General features: G+C 35.5%; 16 protein-coding genes. 8 read left to right on the forward strand and 8 right to left on the reverse strand.

What is annotated here, in order from left to right:
• Positions 1 to 100 precede the first annotated feature (100 nt).
• Positions 101 to 1,681, forward strand: coding sequence for an aldehyde dehydrogenase (NADP(+)) (locus tag DKT72_RS06380; RefSeq protein WP_111307906.1), 1,581 nt, complete (start codon positions 101 to 103; stop codon positions 1,679 to 1,681).
• 66 nt (positions 1,682 to 1,747) lie between these two features.
• Here the strand turns inward: DKT72_RS06380 and DKT72_RS06385 are convergent, their stop codons facing one another.
• From DKT72_RS06385 to DKT72_RS06395, 3 genes are read right to left on the reverse strand one after another with little or no spacing between them, the layout of a single operon-like run.
• Entirely contained in the window at positions 1,748 to 3,694 is a 1,947-nt protein-coding gene (locus DKT72_RS06385; RefSeq protein ID WP_111307907.1) for a sialate O-acetylesterase, read from the reverse strand.
• Positions 3,695 to 3,713: 19 nt separating this feature from the next.
• The gene (locus tag DKT72_RS06390; RefSeq protein ID WP_111307908.1) at positions 3,714 to 5,951 is read right to left on the reverse strand and encodes a glycoside hydrolase family 3 C-terminal domain-containing protein; all 2,238 of its coding nucleotides are present in this window, start codon (positions 5,949 to 5,951) and stop codon (positions 3,714 to 3,716) included.
• 27 nt (positions 5,952 to 5,978) lie between these two features.
• On the reverse strand, positions 5,979 to 8,846 hold the full coding sequence (locus DKT72_RS06395) for a TIM-barrel domain-containing protein (protein WP_111307909.1): 2,868 nt from the start codon (positions 8,844 to 8,846) through the stop codon (positions 5,979 to 5,981).
• 247 nt (positions 8,847 to 9,093) lie between these two features.
• Between DKT72_RS06395 and DKT72_RS06400 the strand changes: the two genes are divergently transcribed.
• Genes DKT72_RS06400 through DKT72_RS06430 form a run of 7 tightly spaced genes read left to right on the forward strand, consistent with a single transcriptional unit; the run spans position 9,094 to position 15,139 of the window.
• Positions 9,094 to 10,107, forward strand: coding sequence for a zinc-binding alcohol dehydrogenase family protein (locus DKT72_RS06400; RefSeq protein WP_111307910.1), 1,014 nt, complete (start codon positions 9,094 to 9,096; stop codon positions 10,105 to 10,107).
• A gap of 38 nt (positions 10,108 to 10,145) precedes the next feature.
• The gene (locus tag DKT72_RS06405; RefSeq protein WP_111307911.1) at positions 10,146 to 10,919 is read left to right on the forward strand and encodes an SDR family NAD(P)-dependent oxidoreductase; all 774 of its coding nucleotides are present in this window, start codon (positions 10,146 to 10,148) and stop codon (positions 10,917 to 10,919) included.
• 20 nt (positions 10,920 to 10,939) lie between these two features.
• Complete coding sequence (locus DKT72_RS06410; RefSeq protein WP_111307912.1) at positions 10,940 to 11,800, forward strand: fumarylacetoacetate hydrolase family protein; 861 nt, start codon at positions 10,940 to 10,942, stop codon at positions 11,798 to 11,800.
• A complete protein-coding gene (locus tag DKT72_RS06415; RefSeq protein ID WP_111307913.1) occupies positions 11,797 to 12,624 on the forward strand; it encodes an amidohydrolase family protein in 828 nt (275 codons plus the stop codon). The genes DKT72_RS06410 and DKT72_RS06415 overlap by 4 nt, the downstream gene beginning before the upstream one ends.
• Positions 12,625 to 12,629: 5 nt before the next feature.
• Complete coding sequence (locus DKT72_RS06420) at positions 12,630 to 13,421, forward strand: SDR family oxidoreductase (RefSeq protein ID WP_111307914.1); 792 nt, start codon at positions 12,630 to 12,632, stop codon at positions 13,419 to 13,421.
• Between the two features lie 47 nt (positions 13,422 to 13,468).
• The gene (gene fucP / locus DKT72_RS06425) at positions 13,469 to 14,797 is read left to right on the forward strand and encodes an L-fucose:H+ symporter permease (RefSeq protein ID WP_111307915.1); all 1,329 of its coding nucleotides are present in this window, start codon (positions 13,469 to 13,471) and stop codon (positions 14,795 to 14,797) included.
• A gap of 6 nt (positions 14,798 to 14,803) precedes the next feature.
• Positions 14,804 to 15,139: an L-rhamnose mutarotase gene (locus DKT72_RS06430; protein ID WP_111307916.1), complete on the forward strand. Its 336-nt coding sequence runs from the start codon at positions 14,804 to 14,806 to the stop codon at positions 15,137 to 15,139.
• Between the two features lie 86 nt (positions 15,140 to 15,225).
• Here the strand turns inward: DKT72_RS06430 and DKT72_RS06435 are convergent, their stop codons facing one another.
• The 5 genes from DKT72_RS06435 to DKT72_RS06455 all read right to left on the reverse strand — a co-directional run bounded on the left by DKT72_RS06435 (position 15,226) and on the right by DKT72_RS06455 (position 21,998).
• A complete protein-coding gene (locus tag DKT72_RS06435) occupies positions 15,226 to 16,815 on the reverse strand; it encodes a solute:sodium symporter family transporter (protein WP_111307917.1) in 1,590 nt (529 codons plus the stop codon).
• 64 nt (positions 16,816 to 16,879) lie between these two features.
• The gene (locus DKT72_RS06440) at positions 16,880 to 18,064 is read right to left on the reverse strand and encodes an aldose epimerase family protein (protein WP_111307918.1); all 1,185 of its coding nucleotides are present in this window, start codon (positions 18,062 to 18,064) and stop codon (positions 16,880 to 16,882) included.
• A gap of 26 nt (positions 18,065 to 18,090) precedes the next feature.
• A complete protein-coding gene (gene araA / locus DKT72_RS06445; RefSeq protein ID WP_111307919.1) occupies positions 18,091 to 19,599 on the reverse strand; it encodes an L-arabinose isomerase in 1,509 nt (502 codons plus the stop codon).
• Positions 19,600 to 19,623: 24 nt separating this feature from the next.
• A complete protein-coding gene (locus tag DKT72_RS06450) occupies positions 19,624 to 20,325 on the reverse strand; it encodes an L-ribulose-5-phosphate 4-epimerase (protein WP_111308040.1) in 702 nt (233 codons plus the stop codon).
• An 8-nt stretch (positions 20,326 to 20,333) separates the two neighbouring features.
• Positions 20,334 to 21,998 (reverse strand): ribulokinase, encoded by a 1,665-nt coding sequence (locus DKT72_RS06455; protein WP_111307920.1) that lies wholly within the window; start codon positions 21,996 to 21,998, stop codon positions 20,334 to 20,336.
• Positions 21,999 to 22,061: the final 63 nt, after the last annotated feature.

Below are 22,061 nucleotides of genomic sequence, written 5' to 3' on the forward strand. Positions count from 1 at the left end.
ATTCTGTATTCCTTTTTTATAAAACTCATACTAAGTGTTTTTTGAGCATTAGACATCTATGCTCTTACTTTAATGAAAATAAAAACAAAGAAACAGCAACATGATATTAACAGGAAAGAATTATATCGCAGGAATACGGTCATCAGAAGGTAAAACGACACTAAAAGGAGTAAATCCTTCCAATGGATTGGAATTACCAACGACCTTTTATGAAGCAACAATAGATGAAGTAAACAAAGCAGCAGAAAAAGCTCATGAAGCCTTTGTCGTGTATCGTAAAAAAAGTGGATATGAAAAGGCATTGTTTTTAGATGCTATTGCTGATGAGATTTTAAATCTAGGTGATGATTTAATAGCGCGTTGTTCTGCAGAATCAGGATTACCATCGGGTAGAATAATGTCTGAACGAGCAAGAACAACCTATCAATTAAAATTATTTGCGACGGTTTTGCGGGAAGGGTCTTGGGTAGATGCCCGAATCGATACCGCGATACCAGACAGACAACCATTACCAAGAGCAGATATTCGTTATATGCAAAAACCATTAGGGGTTGTAGGTGTTTTTGGTTCTAGTAATTTCCCATTGGCATTTTCTGTTGCTGGTGGTGATACGGCTTCAGCTTTAGCCAGCGGTTGCCCTATTGTAGTGAAAGCACATCCATCCCATCCAGGCACATGTGAATTGGTAGCTATGGCTATTAATAATGCTGCTGAAAAAACAGGCATGCCAAAAGGTGTTTTTTCTATGGTTCATGGTGCGTCTGTAGAAGTGGGGATGGCTATTGTAAATCATCCACATATTAAAGCCATAGGTTTTACGGGTTCGACTAGAGGAGGAACAGCTATTTTTCACGCTGCTAATAAGCGTGAGGAACCGATTCCTGTGTATGCAGAAATGGGAAGTACAAATCCTGTTTTTATTTTGCCAGAAGCATTAAAAGAACGTTCGGAAGAAATTGCTAAAGGATTAACCGATTCTGTAACACTTGGGGTTGGACAATTTTGTACAAATCCGGGATTGGTGTTTTTAAATAATGATGCCCATGTTGCTAATTTTCAAAATCTAACGATAAAACATTTTGAAGAAGCCGAAGCAGGCCCTATGTTGAATAAAGGTATTAAATCTGCTTTCGATAACGGCATTGAGCATTTGGCTAGCAATAAGGTTGAAGTCAAATTATTGGCTAAAGGAAAATCAAGTTCAGAAGGTTTTAAAGGCAGTGCTCATTTATTTGAAACGACTGCAAAAAGCTTTATAATAAGAGATTATTTAGAGGAAGAACATTTTGGGCCATCAACGATTAGTGTTATTGCAGATTCTAGGGAAGAGCTTTTGGCTTCAGCTAAAAAAATGAAAGGACATTTAACAGCAACCCTTTTTGCTACGGAAAGCGATTTAGCTAATTATACCGATTTAATTGAGATTTTAGAGCAAAAAGTAGGTAGGCTAATCATTAACGATTTCCCTACGGGGGTTGAGGTATGCTATTCCATGGTTCATGGGGGACCATTTCCAGCAACATCTAATAGTCGCTCTACATCAGTCGGGACTGCTGCGATCACACGTTTTACTCGTCCTATATGTTATCAAAATTTCCCTGAAAACTTATTGGCAGATGAGTTGAAAACGGAGAATCCTTTAGGGATTATGAGACTGTTTAATGGAGAATATAAAAAATAAAGATTAACAAAAAAGACGCGCCAAGAATTTAATTCTTGGCGCGTCTTTTAATGGGGTTGGGTTATATTAAAATTTGTATGTTTCATTTTCGGTGATACCTTTCCAGTTATCTGTTCTGAATGGCGACGCAGGAAATTTTTCTTCGTTATAAAGATTGCAATCACCAGCATCGTCTGCCCATCCATAATGTACAGAAACTGGATTTTTAACATCATCGTTATAAACAATCACTTTATTATGGCTTATGTAGGCCTTAGCATAATGAAATACCTTATCAGCTCCAGCAATTTCAAAGCCTTTTAAGTATCCATACTTATCAGGAGTCATTAAGCCGCTTCCCAAATCATCAAAAGATAAAATGATTTTATGGTCTTTTATTTCCATCGATTTATAAGTAGGTCCGCTAAAAACGACCTTTTTATTATAAACCTTGTTTAAGGCTATAGCGGCCAATCGTTTCCCGACATCTTGTTTATTGGTTGGATGAATATCTTTGGGGTTTCCAATATCGGTGGTCACAGCCATACCTGTGTTAGCAACGTTTTGTAATGTGTATGTTTGTGCTTCCCTAAGTTCTGCCCATTTACTGCCTTTATTACTGTTTCCGCCAAATTCATCAAACGTAGATAATTGAACAAAGTAAAAAGGAAAATCCCCTTGATGCCATTTTTGTCTCCAATCGGCAATCATTAACGGAAAGGCGGTTTTGTATTGTTCTGCTCTACCCACATTGGCTTCACCTTGATACCACAAAACACCTTCAATGGCATATGGAATTAATGGATTAACCATGGCGTTGAACAATAAGGAAGGGTAACTATTAGGAGATATGGAGCTTTTAATTTCAACTACTTGAAATTTCCACAATCCGGTTAAAGGTATAACAGAATTTTGGGTGGTTAATTTTAAATCGGATGCTTCCCCATAAATGCCACCACCTCCTGTATTATCAACAATTCTAACGGCAATAACATTAGAACCTTCGTTTAGAATTCCTGCAGGAATCTTATAAGCTCTTTTGGCGTCATATTGATTCGTTGAACCTACTTGAATGCCATTAACATAAGTAATGTCATCATCATCTATTTTTGCTAATTCCAAAAGGGCTTCTTTATTGGCATCTTCTTTTGTTATGTTGACCATTTTTCGCATCCAAACAGTACCATCTAAATTTACTAATTGTTGATTTTCCCAAAGGCTAGGGGCATTCATTTCTGGCCAATTAGCATCATTAAAGTTCTGTTCTTTAAAAGAGGATTCGTTATCAGTGCTTACTTTTGAACCTTGAATTTTTTCTGCTTTTTCTGAAACGGATTTCATTTGAAATTCTAAAATAGAGTCCGTTTCAATGTCTGGCATGTTTGCGATTATACTTTTAAATTCATCACTACTTTCAAAAGCATCTCTACTGGTCCAGGCTTCCACTTGTGTGCCTCCCCAAGAGGTATGTATAATTCCGATAGGAATTTTTAATTCACTATATATCTTTTTAGCAAAAAAGTAGCCTACGGCCGAAAAATTACCGACCGTACTTACATTACATACCTCCCATTTTCCTCCTTTTAATTTTTGCTTAGGTGTTGTTGCTACATCATTTTCAACCAAAAACTGACGTATCATTGGGTAATTAGCATCATTGATTTCTTGTTGAGCGTTCAGGGCTCTATCTACTGTAAATTCCATATTAGATTGCCCACTGCAAACCCAAACTTCACCAACCAAGATATCTTTTAAGGTGATTAAGTTTTTCCCTTTGAATGACATTTCGTAGGGACCTCCTGCTTTTTCTGGTTTTAAATCGATCTGCCATTTACCATTTTTATCAGCTTTAGTTTTTACAATTTGTTTGTTGAAATGGATTTCGATTTTTTCATTGGCATTCGCCCATCCCCAAACAGGAATGGGTTTATTACGTTGTAAAACCATGCTATCTGAAAACACCAATGGTAGTTCAACGTTTGCATAAGAGTAAGTGCCAAGAGTTAAAAAGAATAGTAAAAAATAAGTTCTCATTTATTTAATTTTTATGATTTTAATTTACTGAAATCGAGACGTCTCCTTTTATGGCTCTAGACGAATTCCCAATTCTTATTTTATAAGTTCCGGGCTCTACTATCCATCCTTTTTTATCTACATTGTAATAACCCAATTCTTTTATCGGTAATAGTATGGTTACATTTTTTGAGGTCCCTTTTTGAATGTCTACTTTTTTAAATCCTTTTAATTCTTGAGATGCTCTTTCTAATTTAGAATTTGGATTGGAGACGTATAATTGTGCGACTTCCTTCCCATCAAAATCCCCTGAATTTTTAATGTTGAATGTTACTTCAATAACATCTTTATCAGAGTAAGTTTGTTTGTTGGTCTTTAAATCTGAAAATTCAAAAGTAGTATAAGACAAACCATAACCAAATGGATATAAAGGTTCTATATTTTTAGTATCAAACCAGCGATACCCCACTAAAAGGCCTTCTTTATAAGTAACAGATTCGCCACCAGGAAAACTATGAGTGGCATGTGCTGGAGAATCTTCAATTTTTTTAGGCATCGTCCAAGGTAATTTACCAGAAGGATTCACCGTTCCTAAAATAACATCGGCCAAAGCATTACCACCTTCTGAACCATTAAACCAACTCCAAATTAAAGCAGATGATTTTTCTTTAATAGTATTGATATCAAAAGGGGCACCAGCAATCATAACCACGATGGTATTTGGATTTATTCCTAGCACTTTTTCGATTAATTCTTTTTGTCCAAATGGTAACGACAAATCTTTTCTGTCAGAGGCTTCAGTTTCATAATCACGGTTAGAACCTGCAAAAATAATGGCCATATCCGAATTTTTAGCAGCGTCTATGGCTTCATTTAATTTTACTTCATCTAACGTTTCAACAGTGACAGGGCCATCTAAAGTGACTTCCTCTTTTTGGTTATTTTCATTTTTCGAATATCTTTCCAAATAGCCTTCAGCATAATTAATTTTTATATCCTTTGGTAATCTATTTTGAAGTCCTTCCAAAGGAGTCACTTCTCTTTTGGTTTTTACTCCAGCACCAAATCCGCCCAAAGCATTTTTTTTCATGGCATTGTTTCCAATAACAGCAATAGATTTAACGCCATCTAATTGTAAGGGCAACAAGTTTTTGTTGTTTTTTAATAAAACAATAGACTCTGCTGCGATGTTGTAGGCGTCTTTATAATGCGCTTCGGTTGCCAGACTTCCTTTGATTCTGTTTTCACCATCAATTGCTTTAACCTGAAATAAAACTCTTAAAATATGCTTTACATGTTTGTTGATTTCTTCTTCAGAAATCTCTCCAGCTTTGGCAGCTTCCACTAGCTTATCCGCTAAAAAGAATTCATTAAATGGTTTTGGTGTACCCATTTCAATATCCAAACCATTTTCCAAAGTTTTTACGGTAGAATGCACCGCCGCCCAATCTGAAACGACAATACCTTTAAATCCCCATTCACCTCTCAATATTTGATTAAGCATATAATCATTTTCGCATAAATAATCGCCTCTAAACTTATTGTAAGCTCCCATTAAACTGTAAGCATGAGCTTCTGTAACGGCAGCTTTGTAGGCTGGTAAATATAGTTCACGTAGGGTACGCTCATCAACCAAGACATCCACTGTGCCTCGGTTAGTTTCTTGATTGTTGACGGCGAAGTGTTTGACGCAAGCCATTACATCATTATCTTGGATGCCAACAATAAAGGGTACCGATAATTTTTTGTTTAAAAAAGGATCTTCTGTAAAATATTCGTAAGTACGTCCACCAAGCGGTGTTCTTATAATATTAATAGCAGGAGACAATATCATGTCTTTATCTCGAGCACGTGCTTCTTGCCCAACACTATTGCCAAATACATATGACAATTCTGGATTCCAAGTAGCGGCCACACTACCGGCGGCTGGATAATACGTCGCAAAGTCGTTATCCCAGCCTGCTGGAGCCCAACTATCTCTAGAAATTTCTTCTCTAATTCCTAAAGGACCATCAGCCATTTTTAGTTCAGGAATCCCTAAGCGTTCAACACCTCCATTAGAAAACATACTGTTACCATGCAGCATGCCTACTTTTTCTTCAAGAGTCATTTTAGCAATAAGTGAATCTATTTTTTGATCGTTTTCTAAACTTATTTCTTTGCCTTGATAGGTTATTTCTTCTGTTTTTTCAGCAGTTGATTTTTCAACATCCTTTTTGCATGATGTAAGTATTGATAGCATAATCGTCATCAATAAAATAGTTGTTTTGAATTTCATGTGTGGTGTCTTATTTATAGTTTAGTGTTACTTTAATTTAATAGTTTGCTTTTGTCCATTATAAGTCACTTCTTGTCCTTTAGCATCAAATATAAATGGCTTTGGGTTTTCTTTACTGACTGAAACTATGACGAATTTTCTATTTTTCAACATGCCCTTAAATTCACCTTTCCGGTTGCCTATTGTTAACGTTCCATTGGTTTCATTATAGGTAAAAGGAATGGTCGCATATTGTCCTTTTTCATAATCATAATTAGATCCTTCGTCTTCATATAATTCAAAGCTTCCATCTTTGCCTTTGTACACATAAAGAACAATCGTGTCTGCTGGTTTCTCATCGGTATATTGAATTTCTGGTCCCATAGGAATTATAGAACCGGCAGGAATAAACAAAGGGATACGCTCATAAGGTGCTTCTACATTTAAGGTTTGACCACCTTCAATATATTGTCCTGAATAGAAATTATACCAACCCTTACCATTTGGAACATAGACATCTCGATTTCGAGCTTCATAATCATAAACGGGACAAACCATTAATGAAGAGCCAAACATAAACTGATCGCTAATATTTTCTACTTTTTTATCATTTGAAAAATCCATAACCAACGGACGCATGATGGTATAATCATCAAAATAAGTTCTACCTGCCATCGTGTAGATATAAGGCATTAACCTATAGCGTAGTTGATTGTAGTATAGAATAGACTCGTAGGCAGGATGCCCCTTAGGCGCCACATTCCAAGGTTCACGAAATGGAAACTGTCCGTGTGAACGATACAAAGGTGCAAAAGCTCCAAATTGATGCCAACGCGTATTCAATTCTCGCCATTCTTTATAATCTGGATTTTCCTTTCCATTTTTATCATATTCCAACTGTGCTGCTACATAACGATCTTCTACACAAAAACCACCAATGTCCATTGTCCAATAAGGAATGCCGCTAACGGCAAAGTTTAAACCTGCTGAAATTTGGGCTTTCATATCTTCCCAACGTGTAGCAATATCGCCGCTCCATGTGGCTGTGGAATACCGTTGTAATCCTGCAAAACCAGATCTGGTTAATAAAAACACCCGCCTATTTGGTTCTACACTTCGTTGCCCATTATAAATCGCTTCCGCATTCATTAATGCATAAGTATTAAAATATTGAGTTGAAGAGCCTAAAGCTGTAGGACCTTGTAATGATTTACGATAATCCATATCTGTACAATCCAATACATTGGGTTCGCTAGCATCCATCCACCAGGCATCAACCCCTAAGGGGTATAAATTATCATAAATCTGTTTCCAAAATAGTTTACGTGCATCAGCCGAATAAGCATCATAGAAAGAGCCTATATAGCCAGGTCCTACCCAGTCACGAATACTATCTTTTATTGCTTGTTGGTACATCCAACCTTTCTCATCAAATTCTTTAAAATGCTCTGTGGTGCGGTAAAATTTAGGCCATACCGAAATCATCATTTTGGCATTCATGGCATGAATGGAATCGACCATGCCTTTGGGATCTGGAAAACGTTCAGCATCAAATTTATGACTTCCCCAAGCATTTTCTTCCCAATAATTCCAATCTAAAACAATATTATCGATTGAAATTTTTCGATCCCTGAATTCTTTCAGATTACTTAGAATGTCATCTTCTGTTTTATAACGCTCGCGACTTTGCCAATATCCCATTGCCCATTTAGGCATGATTTGAGACTTTCCTGTGAGCGTACGATAGCCTTTAATTATTTCGTCCATAGTGTTTCCATAAACAAAATAATAATCCATTTTTTTATTCATTTCACTCCACCAAATTTGATTGTTTTTTTCCTCAGAAAGTTGAGGTGTTCTTACTCTAAGTCCGCAATACGATGTAGCACCATTTGGTTTCCACTCTATTCGCAAAGGCAGACGTTTTCCAGCTTCTAAATTCATTGAGAATTTGTAACCATTAGGGTTCCATGCCGTTCTCCAGCGTTCAGGAACAACTAATTCATTATTCAAATACACTTGAATATAACCAGCATAGTATAAAATGAATTTATATTCTCCACTTTCAGGCGCTTCAATATCTCCTTCATATACCACATTGGCGTTTTTTAATGGAAAATTTTCTGGTAAATTTTTAATGCTTTCTTTGTCCTCGAAGAAGATGGATGCTTCTTTTCGTACTAAATTCATACCGCCATTTTCAGGAGCGGAATAGGTACCTGTTAAACCACCAATCTCTCCATTTTTATCATATAATTTAAAAACCGTATGTAATTGTTCATAAGGACGGCTATCGCCAAAACGACTTAATGAATAACTATCCCATAAAAGGCCATAGTTTTTATTGGATACGATAAAAGGAACAGACACTTTTGTGTTGTATTGAAATAATTCTTCACTTTTATCTTTATAATTAAACTCGTCTGATTGATGCTGTCCTAAGCCATAAAAAGCTTCATCTTTTGGTGATTCAAAAATTTGACGAACTGAATATCCTTTCGTGCCTTCAACGGTGATAGGTTTAAAAGATTTACCACCGCCAGATTTTTCAGCTAAAATCAGTTTGCCGTCTTCATCTTTAAATTTGATGCCACCGTCTTTTATTGATATTAGTACTTTTAAAGTTTCTGTGCTTAGTGTGATGGTGTCTCCTTCTTCAGATACGTTAAATAGAACCGTTTTTATATTAGGAACAATGATTAAACTAGAATCCTTTGGGAATTCGTTTTCTGGAGTTGCCGATACATGAATGAGTTCGTTTCCTAAAACTTGTAAATGTAATTTATTTAGACCACCATCTTTAGGTTGAAATATACTAAGAACAATACCATCATTGGTTTTTTCAAAATGTTTAGAGGTACATGACGTCAATAGAATTACAGTTAATAAGCTGATATATAGTTTGTGGTGTTTCATTTAATAATTAATTGTATTTTGAATATTTAGTTGCTGTGGTGTTGGATTCGATTTGCAAATTACGCAATCGGTTGCTTTTTGGCTTAAATTTTTTTAAAAATTAATATGGTTAAATACTAGTTGTAAAATCTTTCTAAAGATAAAAGTTAATTTAAAAAAAACAATAAATTTATTCACGCATAGCTGAATTTTGCAATTCTAATACTTTAAATTTGTTCAAAAGAAAATACGTTTAAAAAAGAATTAAATGAAATATATTGTTTGTGAAGAGCCTAATAAATTTGCTTTAAAAGATAAAGAAATCCCTGTCAAAGAAGATAATCAAGCCCTAATTAAAATACACAGGGTGGGCATTTGTGGAACCGACTTACATGCGTACTCTGGTAATCAGGCATTTTTTACCTATCCAAGAATTTTAGGTCACGAATTGGCTGGCGAAATATTGGAAATTGGTGAAAACCCTCAAAATTTAAAAGTTGGGGATAAGGTTATTGTCATGCCTTATGTAAGCTGTGGAACATGTGTGGCTTGTAGACATGGTAAAACGAATTGTTGCAGTAACATTCGAGTTTTGGGGGTACATACTGATGGTGGTATGCAAGAGAAAGTAGCCATAAGAACCGATTTGTTGATTCCTGCAAATCATCTTTCATATGAAGAAATGGCTATTGTAGAGCCGTTGGCTATTGGAGCACATGCTATTAGAAGAGCTCATGTGCTTAAAGGTGAAACGATTGTTGTGATTGGTTGTGGTCCCATTGGTATTGGTTTGATGAAATTAGCACAAATTAAAGGTGCTGACGTTATTGCTTTAGATGTTGACGATGCCAGATTGGAATTTGTAAAAAATGAAATAGGTGTTAAGCATGTGGTAAAAGTCTCTGAAACTGCTGTTGAAGAAGTGTCTAAGATAACTAATGGAGATTTAGCCGCCGCTGTGTTTGATGCTACGGGAAACAAAAGAGCTTTAGAAAGTGGGATTAGTTATATGTCTCATGGTGGTAGATATGTTTTGGTAGGTTTGTCTAAAGGAGAATTAACGTTTAGTCATCCAGCCATTCATGCCAAAGAATCCACAATTATGTGTAGTAGAAATGCCACTTTAGAAGATTTTGATTTTGTAATAAACAATCTGAATAAATTTCCAACGAAAGCGTTCGTAACGCATCAAGTAAGTTTTAACGATATGATTGCTAATTTCGATTCTTGGCTAGACCCAAAAAACAAGGTCATTAAAGCTATGGTAAATTTTAATATCTAGTAAAAATGTATATTGTACAACCAATTTAGATATTAAAAATGAAATTTAGTCTTAAAAATAAAATAGCCATTGTAACAGGAGGAGGTAGTGGTATTGGAAAAGCCATTTCCAAAACCTTGGCGCAACAAGGAGCTTACATCCATATATTGGAATGGAATGCTGATAATGCAAAAATTACTAAAAGTGAAATTGAAAACGAAGGAGGTTTAGCAGAAATTCACGCCTGTAATGTTGCTAATCAAGAAGATGTTATTAACATCATTAATAATATTTCCAAGAATAGCACTATTCATATTTTAATAAACTGTGCGGGAGTTGCCCATATTGGAAATATAGAAAAAACACTTGAAGTAGATTTAGACCGCGTTTATAATGTCAATATAAAAGGTATTTATAACTGTATCTTTGCTGTCATTCCTCACATGAAAAAAAATGGAGGTGTTATTATAAATATGGCGTCGGTGGCTAGTTCTGTAGCTGTTTCTGATAGATTTGCTTATTCCATGTCTAAAGGAGCCACGCTTACCATGACTTATTCTGTAGCAAAAGATTATATTGGTTATGGGATTAGATGTAATTCTATTTCCCCCGCAAGAATTCATACCCCTTTTGTTGATGGATTTTTAAAAAATAATTATCCAGGTAAAGAACAGAAAATGTTTGAAAAATTGTCTAAAACCCAACCAGTTGGTCGAATGGGTATGCCGCAAGAAGTAGCAGATTTGGCCTTGTATTTATGCTCTGATGAAGCATCTTTCATTACTGGAACTGATTTCCCTATTGATGGCGGCTTTATAAAATTAAACGGATAAACGATTAAACTAGTAAAAACATGAAATTAATAAGATTTGGAGACGTAGGTAAAGAAAAGCCTGGAATTCAATTAGAAAATGGAACAAAAATAGATGTGTCTAATTTTGGAGAAGATTATGACGAATTATTTTTTGAAACCAATGGGATTGAAAGATTAAAAAATTGGTTAAAAGATAATGAAAAAAAATGTGCTTCCATTTCTGAAGACATCCGTTTGGGTTCACCCATTTGTCGTCCGTCAAAACTGGTTTGTATAGGTTTAAATTATGCGAAACATGCCGCTGAAGCTGGTATGAAAATCCCAAGTGAACCTGTGTTATTTTTCAAATCTACTACAGCAATCATTGGTCCAAATGACGATGTCGTTATTCCAAAAGGAAGTGAGAAAACAGACTGGGAAGTGGAATTGGCCGTTGTTATTGGTAAAAAAGCATCTTATATTTCAAAAGATGAGGTTTACAGTCATATCGCTGGCTATGTGTTGCATAACGACATTAGTGAGCGTGCTTTTCAAATTGAGAAAGAAGGGCAGTGGTGTAAAGGCAAAGGCTGTGATACCTTTGCGCCTTTAGGACCATTTTTAGCAACAACAGACGAAATTAAAAACCCTAATAATTTGAATTTGTGGTTAAAACTAAACGGCAAAACCATGCAAGATAGTTCTACAAATGATTTTATATTCAATATAGAAGAATCTATCAGTTATATCAGTCAGTTTATGACTTTGTTGCCAGGTGATGTGATTTCTACAGGAACACCATTTGGAGTTGGTTTGGGTCTGACGCCACCATTATATTTGAAACCTGGAGATATTATGGAATTGGGAATTGAAGGATTGGGCGTTTCCAAACAAAAAGTAAAAGCATACCAAGGAAAATGATTATAGATAGTCATCAACATTTTTGGCACTATGAACCGATAAAGCATGCATGGATTGATGATGATATGGCTGTTATTCGAAAGGATTTTATGCCTTCAGATTTAGAACGTGTTTATAAGGAACATGGTATTGATGGTTGTGTCGCTGTTCAAGCAGACCAAACCCTGGCGGAAACAGACTTTCTTTTGAAGTTAGCTTCGGAAAACAGTTTTATTAAAGGTGTCGTAGGCTGGGTAGATTTAAGAAGTAATACGATCGAACCTATTTTAGAGAGCTATAATCAACATGAAAAACTCAAAGGGTTTAGACATGTAGTACAGGGAGAGGCCGACCATAATTTTTTGATCCGTCCTAATTTCTTAATAGGAATTTCGTTATTGCAAAGATTTGATTTTACATATGATATATTGATTTTTCCACATCAACTAGGGGCGGTTTTAGAGTTTGTGAAGCAATTTCCAAACCAAAGATTTGTCATCGATCACATAGCAAAACCCTATATAAAAGATGGTTTTTATGATGGTTGGGCCGTTTTAATGAAAGAAGTAGCAAAACATGAAAATGTTTCTTGCAAAATTTCAGGGATGGTTACCGAAGCTGATTATAAACTTTGGACTCCAGAACAAATTCATCCATATATGGAATTGGTTTTAGAGGCTTTTGGATCTAAACGCCTCATGTTTGGATCTGACTGGCCGGTATGTTTGGTAGCAGGAAATTATTCAAAAGTAAAAAATTTAGTTACCCATTTTATATCAGACTTGAGTTCCAACGAGCAAAATGATATCATGGGAATAAACGCCATAAATTTTTATAATCTCTAATTTTAATGGATTTACATTTAAAAGATAAAGTCGTCGTTGTAACAGGCGCAGCAGGAATAAAAGGAAGTATAGGAGAAACAATTGTGCAATCTTTAGCAAATGAAGGTGCCATACCGGTCATTGTTTGCAGGAACGATCGCGGTTATGTTTACGAAAAAGAACTGAAAGACAAAGGTATTGATGCCCTTTTTATAAAAACAGATTTAACTAAGCCTGAGCAAATTGAAGCCGCAGCAAAAATGATAGGAGAAAAATATGGACGCATTGATGCATTAATTAATAACGTGGGAGTTAATGATGGTGCTGGTTTAGAGGATTCTATCGAGGCATTTATGAATTCTTTACAATTGAATCTTGTTAGTTTTTTTGCTATGAGCAAATATTGTTTGCCTTACATTAAAAAAGTAAAAGGAAACATATTAAATATAGGTTCAAAAGTAGCCCTTACAGGTCAGGGTAAAACCTCAGGCTATGCAGCTTCAAAAGGTGGTGTCTTAGGGTTAACAAGAGAATGGGCAGTAGACTTAATTAAAGAAAGTATTCGAGTAAATGCCATCATTATCGCAGAAAGTTGGACGCCAGCTTATGACACTTGGATTAAAACATTGGAAAATGGCGAAGAAAAACTGCAATCCATAGTCAAGAAAATTCCTTTAGAAAATAGAATGACTACACCGCAAGAAATAGCAGACACTTGTTTGTTTGCTATTTCAGATAGATCGTCGCACACCACAGGACAATTTATAACAGTTGACGGTGGCTATGTTCATCTTGATAGGTCTTTATTGACAGAATAAAATTACATCAAAGTATCACATTAAATAACTAAACCAACTAAACAAACATGAATAATGTAACCAAAATTCCAGTTGTTGCCAAGTCCGTTGTCTTTCCTTTTATTCTAATTACCTCGCTTTTTGCACTTTGGGGTTTTGCCAACGATATTACAAACCCCATGGTAAGAGCATTTCAAAAGGTCTTAGAACTTTCAAATGTTGAAGCATCTTATGTGCAACTTGCCTTTTATGGAGGTTATGGATGTATGGCTATCCCAGCAGCATTATACGTGAATAAATATTCCTATAAAAAAGGAGTATTAATGGGATTGGCACTTTACGCTTTAGGTGCTTTATTGTTTTTTCCTGCTGCACAATATGAAAGCTATGGATTCTTTTTGGCATCATATTACATTCTAACTTTTGGATTGGCCTTTTTAGAAACTACTTCAAATCCATATATATTATCAATGGGGGCTGAAGAAACAGCGACCAGACGTTTGAACTTTGCTCAAATGTTTAATCCAATGGGTTCAATTAGTGGACTATTGGTAGCTCAAAATTTTGTTCTTAATGCATTGCAATCCGATGATACTACTCCAGAAGGAATACCTATTTTTGATACTTTATCTGATACAGCCAAAGCAGCCATGAAGACTTCCGATTTGGGGGTGATTCGCAATCCTTATGTGATTTTAGGATTCGTAGTATTGGTGTTTTTTGTATTGATAAGTTTACTAAAAATGCCTCAAAACAAAGATCAAGAAGCTAAAGTTAATTTTGTGGCTTCCGTAAAAAGATTATGGGGGCAACCTCAATTTGCATTTGGGGTTATAGCACAGGTTTTTTATGTTGGCGCACAAATCATGTGTTGGACGTATGTGTATCAATACGCAGAAACTTTAGGTATTGATAGTAAATCAGCCGTATGGTTTGGTTTAGCTGGCTATATTGTGTTTTTAATAGGTAGAATAATTGGTACGGCATTAATGAAGAATATAGATTCAGGAAAGTTATTAATGTATTTTGCCATAGGGGCTTCTGTTACAACTATTGGTGCTATGTTATTGCCTGGTATGGCGGGTATTTATTCGTTAATTTCGACGTCTTTGTTCATGTCAATTATGTTTCCAACTATTTATGGTATCGCTTTGGAAGGACAAGGGCAGGATGCTAAATTTGGAGCGGCATTTTTGGTGATGGCTATTGTTGGTGGTGCTCTTTTGACTCCTTTGCAAGGTTCTATGTTAGATTTAGGCGGTGCGGGCTATGAAGATGTTAGTTGTTTGGGGATGACTGAAATGCGTTTCTCTTTTATAATAACACTTATTTGTTTTGTAGTTATTGGTGTTTATGGAAAAAAAGTGTATTCAAAGTATAATAAAATAAGTGCCTAAATTATAATGCAGACCAAAAAATATTACCTTTTCTGTGACTTAAAAGATGATGCTAATTTAATTGCAGAATATAAAGCCTATCATAAAAAAGTATGGCCAGAGATAATTAAAAGTATTAAAGATTCTGGTATAGAAAATATGGAAATCTATAATAAGGGCAATAGACTGTTTATGGTTATGGAAGTGAATACCTCCTTCTCATTTGAAAGAAAAGCCAAGATGGATGCTTGTAATCCTAAAGTACAGGAATGGGAAAAGTTGATGTGGAGATACCAACAGAAGGTTCCCGTGGCACAGGAAGGAGAGAAATGGTTACTTTTGGATAAAATTTTTGAATTATAATAAAAGAATGGTATGAAAAACAAAAAGCCTTTAACTCTTAGTTAAAGGCTTTTGCTTTTTTATCATAAGGTTAATTTACATTATAACTATGAAAAATATATGTAAATTAATACTACAAGACCACAAATAGTGTATCCAACAGGTTTTAAATATTTCCATTGGGTAATGTCCACTTGTTTCGTGTATTCATCTTTAAATTCTGTTTCTCTAGGACTTATTTTGCTTAAAATGAGCATGAATATCACCACTATAGCAAAAATAATTCCCATTAGGTGTAAGAAATGTGGAAAATATTCGCCTGCCTCCAAACGCATAGGTCTAATAACATACATAGCAAATAAATATACAACAACGCTAAATACTATTGAGATATTAGCTGCTTTTCCAGTAACCCGTTTAGAAAAAATACCTATTAAAACAATAGCCAAAATAGGAACGCTATAAGAACCATTCAGTTCTTGAAGGTATGTAAAAACACCTCCTTGTACACCATAAAGTAGGGGTGCAATTGCCATAGAGAAAATAGCCAAAAAGGTTCCAAATATTTTACCAGCTTTTACTACTTGTCTTTCATTAGCATCTTTATTTATATATTCCTTGTATAGATCCAAACCAAATAACGTTACCGAACTATTTAAGGCACTGTTAAAAGAACTTAATATAGCTCCAAAAAGAACAGCAGCAAAAAATCCAATAAATGCTACGGGAAGGACTTTTTTAACTACCATAGGATAAGCTTCATCAGCATTAGGGATGTCTCCTTTAAATATGTAGAAAGCAATAATTCCAGGTAACACCACAACAAAAGGTCCTAACAATTTTATGAATGCAGCTAAACAAAGTCCTTTTTGCCCTTCTTTTAAGTTTTTGGCACCAAGGGCTCTTTGTATAATAGCTTGGTTAGTTCCCCAGTAATAAAAATTAACTATCAGCATTCCAGTAAATATGGTCCAGAAAGGCACATCTGAAGTAGCTCCACCAATAATATTAAATTTTTCAGGTAAAGCCGTTGTAAGTGTATTCATTCCATCGAAAACATTGCCATCTCCAATGTACATTAAGCCAAATATTGGGATTAGACAGCCACCTATAATTAAACCCACTGCATTTATAGAGTCTGATACAGCAACAGCTTTAAGACCGCCAAAAATAGCATAAATACTACCAATAATACCAATGGCCCAAACAGTAATCCAAAGTGCTGGAACGGGCTCCATTCCTAATTTCTCTGGAATATCAAACATACTATTAATAGCCAATGCTCCTGAATATAGAACGGTTGGCAGCATAGATATGGCATATCCCATTAAAAACAATAGTGAAACAATTGTTTTTGTTGTTTTCCCATAACGGCGTTCTAAGAACTGGGGAATGGTGGCGATACCTACATTTAAGTATTTAGGTAATAATACAAAAGCAGTGAATACCATAGCGACTGCTGCAATTACTTCATAAGCCATAATAGGTAGCCCATCCCTAAAGGATGCCCCATTCATACCTACAATTTGTTCGGTAGATAAGTTGGTAAGTAGTAATGATCCTGCTATAACAGGACCTGTTAGGCTTCTTCCACCTAAGAAATAACCATCTGAAGTGTTTTCATCGGTTTTTCGAGTGGCCCACCATGCTATAATAGCAACAAGCAAAGTAAAACCTACAAAAGAAATAATTCCCATAATTTATTTGTTTAATTTTTTTTATTAGTTTAAGCGGTTGGCAATATACGCACTTATTCCTTATTTATTTTACAGAAAATTTAAAAGATGTTTTTGTCATATATTTATCTCCCGGACTTAAAACTACCGATGGGAAATCTCTTTGATTTGGAGAATCTGGATAGTGTTGCGTTTCCAAACAAAAACCAGTTCTATGTCCATAAGTTCCGCCTTGTTTACTTGGCAAGGTGCCATCTAAAAAGTTGCCAGTATAAAATTGAATAGCTGGTTCATCGGTTGATACTTCTAATAATCTTCCACTTTCAGGATCATAAGCGGTTGCCGCTAGTCTCATGCCTTCATTTTGATTGTTAAGTACCCAACAATGATCATAACCTAAACCTCTTTTTAATTGCTCATCTTGCACGTTTATATCTTTTCCAATCACTTTAGCTTGTCTAAAATCAAAAGGTGTATTGGCAACATCTTTTATCTCTCCAGTAGGAATTAATGTAGCATCAACGGGTAAAAATGTATCAGCATGAATGGTGATTTCTTCTCCTACAATAGGTTTAGAAAAATCTCCCGATAAATTAAAGTATGAATGTTGGGTAAGGTTGATTACTGTTTTTTTATCGGTTGTTGCTTCATAAAGAACATTCAATTGATTGTCGTTATTAAGTGTATAAGTCACCTTGGTTTCTAAATTACCTGGGTAACCTTCTTCCATATCTTTACTTAAGTACGTTAATACTAAAGAAGCAGTACTGTCTGTTGAGGTTTCTGCAGCATTCCAAACCACTTTGTCAAATCCTTTAACGCCACCATGTAAATGGTTTTGTCCATCATTGGTTGCCAAGGTATATTGTGTTCCATCTAAAGTAAATTTACCTTTCGCAATTCTGTTACCAAAACGACCAATTAAAGCACCAAAATAAGGAACTCCTGGAAGTTGGTATTTTTGGATGCTATCAAAACCTAGAACAATATCTTTATATGTTCCATTTTTATCGGGTGCAGTCCAAGATGTAATGATACCTCCATAAGTAATGATACTTATTTCCATACCTTTTTCATTTTTTAAAATGTACTTGTCCACTGGAATGCTATCTTTTGTAGTTCCAAAGGATTCTTTTGTAATGGTGACAGGGTTTTTCATTTCTTCGACTGGGATATTAGTGTCTGCTTTTTTTTCATTTTTACATTGCATACTTAATAAGCAAACACTTATTAAGGTTAATAAATAGAAACTGCGCTTTAATGTGCTCATTTGTTTGTGGTGTTTTTGTTAAACAATTATAAACGATGCTGAAACATATTATAATATGCCTCGTTGGCATTGATTTTATCTTTAAATTCTCTTACCGAGGTATTGTTATCTATAACCAATAATTCTACACCAGCAATATCGGCAAAATCTTCCATGTATTCCGTGGTTATTGCTTGGCTGTAAACGGTATGGTGTGCACCTCCAGCTAAAATCCAAGCAGTTGCTGCGATTTCTAAATTAGGTTTTGCATCCCACAAGACTCTTGCTACCGGTAAATTTGGTAAATCTGCCATTGGTTTTACGGCTTCAACTTCATTGACGATCAGTCTAAATCTGTTGCCCATATCTACCAAGGATACGTTGATAGCATCTCCCGCAGGCGAGTTAAATACCAATCTCACAGGATCTTCTTTACCACCAATGCCTAATGGATGTACTTCGCAAGATGTTTTTCCATCAGTAATAGATGGGCAAATTTCTAACATGTGAGAGCCAAGAACATACGATTTTTCAGGTGTAAAATGATAGGTGTAATCTTCCATAAAAGAGGTGCCACCTTCTAAACCATAATTCATAACCTTTAAGGCTCTAACCATAGCAGCTGTTTTCCAATCGCCTTCACCAGCAAATCCATAACCATCTGCCATTAAGCGTTGTGCAGCAATCCCTGGTAATTGTTTTAATGCGCCTAGGTTTTCAAACGTATCTGTAAAAGCTTTAAACCCACCTTCTTCTAAAAATGAGCGTAAACCTAATTCGATTTTAGCAGCATCAATTAAAGATTGTCTTTTGTCTCCACCTTTTTTAAGTGACGGAGTTAAATCATATGAAGATTCATAAATGTCTAATAGTTTATTCAAATCATTCTCCGATACTTTATCGATATGCTTAACAATATCTGATGAATCATAACCATTTACAGACATGCCAAAACGAATTTGTGCTTCTACCTTATCGCCATCTGTTACGGCTACTTCACGCATGTTATCACCAAATCTAGCGACTTTCATATGTTGTAAATCATCCCAACCAAGCACCACACGGGACCAAATACCTAATTTTTTTTGAACATGTTCACTTTGCCAATGACCAACAACCACTTTACGTTTTTTACGCATTCTAGACATGATATAGCCAAACTCTCTATCACCATGAGCCGATTGGTTTAGATTCATAAAATCCATATCTATAGTACTCCAAGGGATTTCAGCATTAAATTGTGTATGTAAATGGCAAATAGGTTTGTTCAAAATATTTAAACCAACAATCCACATTTTTGCAGGAGAGAAGGTGTGCATCCAAGTAATTAAACCAATACAATTTTTTGATGCATTAGCTTCTTGGCATATGTTTGTTATTTCATCAGGTGTTTTAACTGTAGGTTTGAAAACAACGTTTAAAGGGATGTGCGATGATGCATTTAATCCTTTTACGATTTCTTGTGAATTAGCTGCTACTTGTCTTAGAGTTTCTTCACCATATAAGTGTTGACTTCCAGTTACAAACCAAATCTCTTTTTTAGATATATCTATCATTTTAATAATATGAATTATAGTTAGTTATTGACCGTAATAGGAGTTTTTTCCATGTTTACGCTCGTAATGTTTTTTTATTAATGAATCTTTTAGGCGAGGTGCATTTGGGTTTATTTGTCTTGTTAAATAAGCCATTTCTGCAACTACTTCCAAAACTTTACTGTTATAAACAGCTTTGGCTGCATTCTTTCCCCAAGCAAAAGGACCATGATTTCCAATAAGAATCATTTCTACTTCTTTATAAGAAAGCCCTTTGTTTTTGAAACAATCCAATATCTGAATACCTGTATTATGCTCGTAATTTCCTTGAATAAGATCATCACTCATAGGTGGTGCACAAGGAATATCAGAAGTTAAATGGTCGGCATGCGTTGTTCCGAAAATAGGAATGTCTAATTGCGACTGTGCCCAGGCACAAGAATATGTAGCATGGGTGTGAGCAATACCACCAATATCGTCCCAGTTTTTATATAGGAATGAATGTGTTTTAGTGTCTGATGAAGGGCGCATGGTGCCTTCGATGATATTATTATCAAAATCTAAAATAACAATATCTTCTGGTTTTAAAACTTCGTAAGGAACGCCACTTGGTTTGATGGCAAAAACGCCATTGGCTCTATCAACAGCACTCACGTTTCCGAAGGTATATACTACCAAGCCTAAGGCGTCTAATTGCATATTGGCTTCGTAACATTCTTGTTTTAAATCTTTATATTTTGAACTCATGTTTGTCATTAGTTTATGGATTCAATAAAAGTGCTTAATTCTGAGTAAGAATCCATTAACACTTTGTAATCTTCAGTTTTATCGCTTTCTGGAAAATATTCTGCTTCAAAATCACTTCCCATATGTTTACTGGCCTCAATCACGTTAGGATAAATACCTGCTGCAACGGCTGCATAAATGGCTGCTCCTAAAGCTGGAGCTTGGTCAGATTCAGCTACTTTAATAGGTTTATTCAAAACATTTGCTAATGTTTGCATGATGAAAGGCGATTTTCTAGCCACACCACCAATACCAATAACAGTATCGATTCGTACACCTTCTTCTTCAAACCGATCTACAATTTTTTTAGAACCGAAACAAATCGCATTGATTAATGCTTTAAAAATATGTGGAGCTCTGGTGCCTAATGATAAATTAGACATGGCCGCTTTTAATTCTTGATTGGCATCAGGTGTTCTACGACCATTAATCCAATCTAAAGCTGTTGGAATACTTTCTGATAACGGAATGGCTGCTGCTTGTTCACTTAATTTTTTTATAAAAGTAGTATCAATTTCTTCTTTTAAATCTTCTTTTTGTTCTGCACTCAGAATGTTTGATGATAATACCAAATTATCAATAGGCCAATATAATACATCTTTAAACCAAGCCAAAACATCACCAAAAGCAGATTGACCTGCTTCTAATCCAATGAGTCCAGGAATGACCGAACCATCAACTTGTCCGCAAATTCCTCTCACTGTTTTCGTTCCAATATTTTCTTTTGGAGACACAATGATATCACAAGTCGATGTTCCCATAACGCGAACCAAGGTATTATTGTCTATTTTGGCACCAACAGCTCCTGAATGCGCATCAAAAGTGCCGACGGCTATAACAGTGTCTGTTGTTAGTCCCAATCTGTTTGCCCATTCTTGGCTAAGATTACCAGCAATTTCATCTGAAGTATAAGTGTCTTTGTAAAGTCTATGTTTTAATTGCACTAAAGCTGGATCCAATCTCTCTAAAAAGGCATCTTCTGGTAAACCACCCCAGCTTTCATGCCACATGGCTTTATGCCCTGCTGCACATCTACTTCTTTTAAACGATTTTAAATCCTTGTTGTCAATTAACAAATAGGTCATTAAATCGCAATGTTCCATCCAAGTAAATGCCGCATGTTTCACTGCTTCATCTTCACGGATAACGTGTAATATTTTTGCCCAAAACCATTCAGATGAATAAATACCACCTTCATATTTGGTGAAATCTTCGCCCCCCCAATTAGCAGCTAATGCATTGATCTCATTGGCTTCGCCAATCGCCGTATGGTCTTTCCATAAAACCATCATGGCATTTGGGTTTTCTTCAAATCCCTTAACCAAAGCTAACGGAGTCCCATCTTCTGTTACTGGAACAGGAGAAGAACCCGTGGTATCAATACAAATGGCTTTTATCGATGCTGCATCTGTATTGCTTTTGGATACAATAGATTTTATGGTGGTTTCCAAACCTTCAATATGATCTAAAGGGTGTTGTCTGAACTGATTTATGGATGCTTTGCAATAAGCACCTTTTTTCCAACGCGAGTACCATTGTACTTCTGAGGCTATTTCTTTCCCATTTTCGGAGTCGATGAGTACGGCACGAACCGAATCCGATCCGTAATCCAATCCTATCACATAACTTTTCATTGTAACATCTTTAAGAGTAGCTACAAATGTAATATAAAAATTTAGTAGTGTAAAAAAAACACT

The organism is Confluentibacter sediminis, assembly GCF_003258355.1.
Taxonomy (GTDB): Bacteria; Bacteroidota; Bacteroidia; order Flavobacteriales; family Flavobacteriaceae; genus Confluentibacter; species Confluentibacter sediminis.

Excerpts from the sequence above, each read along its gene's own strand:
- DKT72_RS06455 (WP_111307920.1), bottom strand. The coding sequence starts at position 21,998 with ATGAAAAGTTATGTGATAGGATTGGATTACGGATCGGATTCGGTTCGT.
- DKT72_RS06405 (WP_111307911.1), top strand. The coding sequence starts at position 10,146 with ATGAAATTTAGTCTTAAAAATAAAATAGCCATTGTAACAGGAGGAGGT.
- DKT72_RS06430 (WP_111307916.1), top strand. The coding sequence starts at position 14,804 with ATGCAGACCAAAAAATATTACCTTTTCTGTGACTTAAAAGATGATGCT.
- DKT72_RS06450 (WP_111308040.1), bottom strand. The coding sequence starts at position 20,325 with ATGAGTTCAAAATATAAAGATTTAAAACAAGAATGTTACGAAGCCAAT.
- DKT72_RS06380 (WP_111307906.1), top strand. The coding sequence starts at position 101 with ATGATATTAACAGGAAAGAATTATATCGCAGGAATACGGTCATCAGAA.
- DKT72_RS06400 (WP_111307910.1), top strand. The coding sequence starts at position 9,094 with ATGAAATATATTGTTTGTGAAGAGCCTAATAAATTTGCTTTAAAAGAT.
- araA (WP_111307919.1), bottom strand. The coding sequence starts at position 19,599 with ATGATAGATATATCTAAAAAAGAGATTTGGTTTGTAACTGGAAGTCAA.
- DKT72_RS06390 (WP_111307908.1), bottom strand. The coding sequence starts at position 5,951 with ATGAAATTCAAAACAACTATTTTATTGATGACGATTATGCTATCAATA.
- DKT72_RS06435 (WP_111307917.1), bottom strand. The coding sequence starts at position 16,815 with ATGGGAATTATTTCTTTTGTAGGTTTTACTTTGCTTGTTGCTATTATA.
- DKT72_RS06440 (WP_111307918.1), bottom strand. The coding sequence starts at position 18,064 with ATGAGCACATTAAAGCGCAGTTTCTATTTATTAACCTTAATAAGTGTT.
- DKT72_RS06420 (WP_111307914.1), top strand. The coding sequence starts at position 12,630 with ATGGATTTACATTTAAAAGATAAAGTCGTCGTTGTAACAGGCGCAGCA.
- DKT72_RS06415 (WP_111307913.1), top strand. The coding sequence starts at position 11,797 with ATGATTATAGATAGTCATCAACATTTTTGGCACTATGAACCGATAAAG.
- DKT72_RS06395 (WP_111307909.1), bottom strand. The coding sequence starts at position 8,846 with ATGAAACACCACAAACTATATATCAGCTTATTAACTGTAATTCTATTG.
- DKT72_RS06385 (WP_111307907.1), bottom strand. The coding sequence starts at position 3,694 with ATGAGAACTTATTTTTTACTATTCTTTTTAACTCTTGGCACTTACTCT.
- DKT72_RS06410 (WP_111307912.1), top strand. The coding sequence starts at position 10,940 with ATGAAATTAATAAGATTTGGAGACGTAGGTAAAGAAAAGCCTGGAATT.
- fucP (WP_111307915.1), top strand. The coding sequence starts at position 13,469 with ATGAATAATGTAACCAAAATTCCAGTTGTTGCCAAGTCCGTTGTCTTT.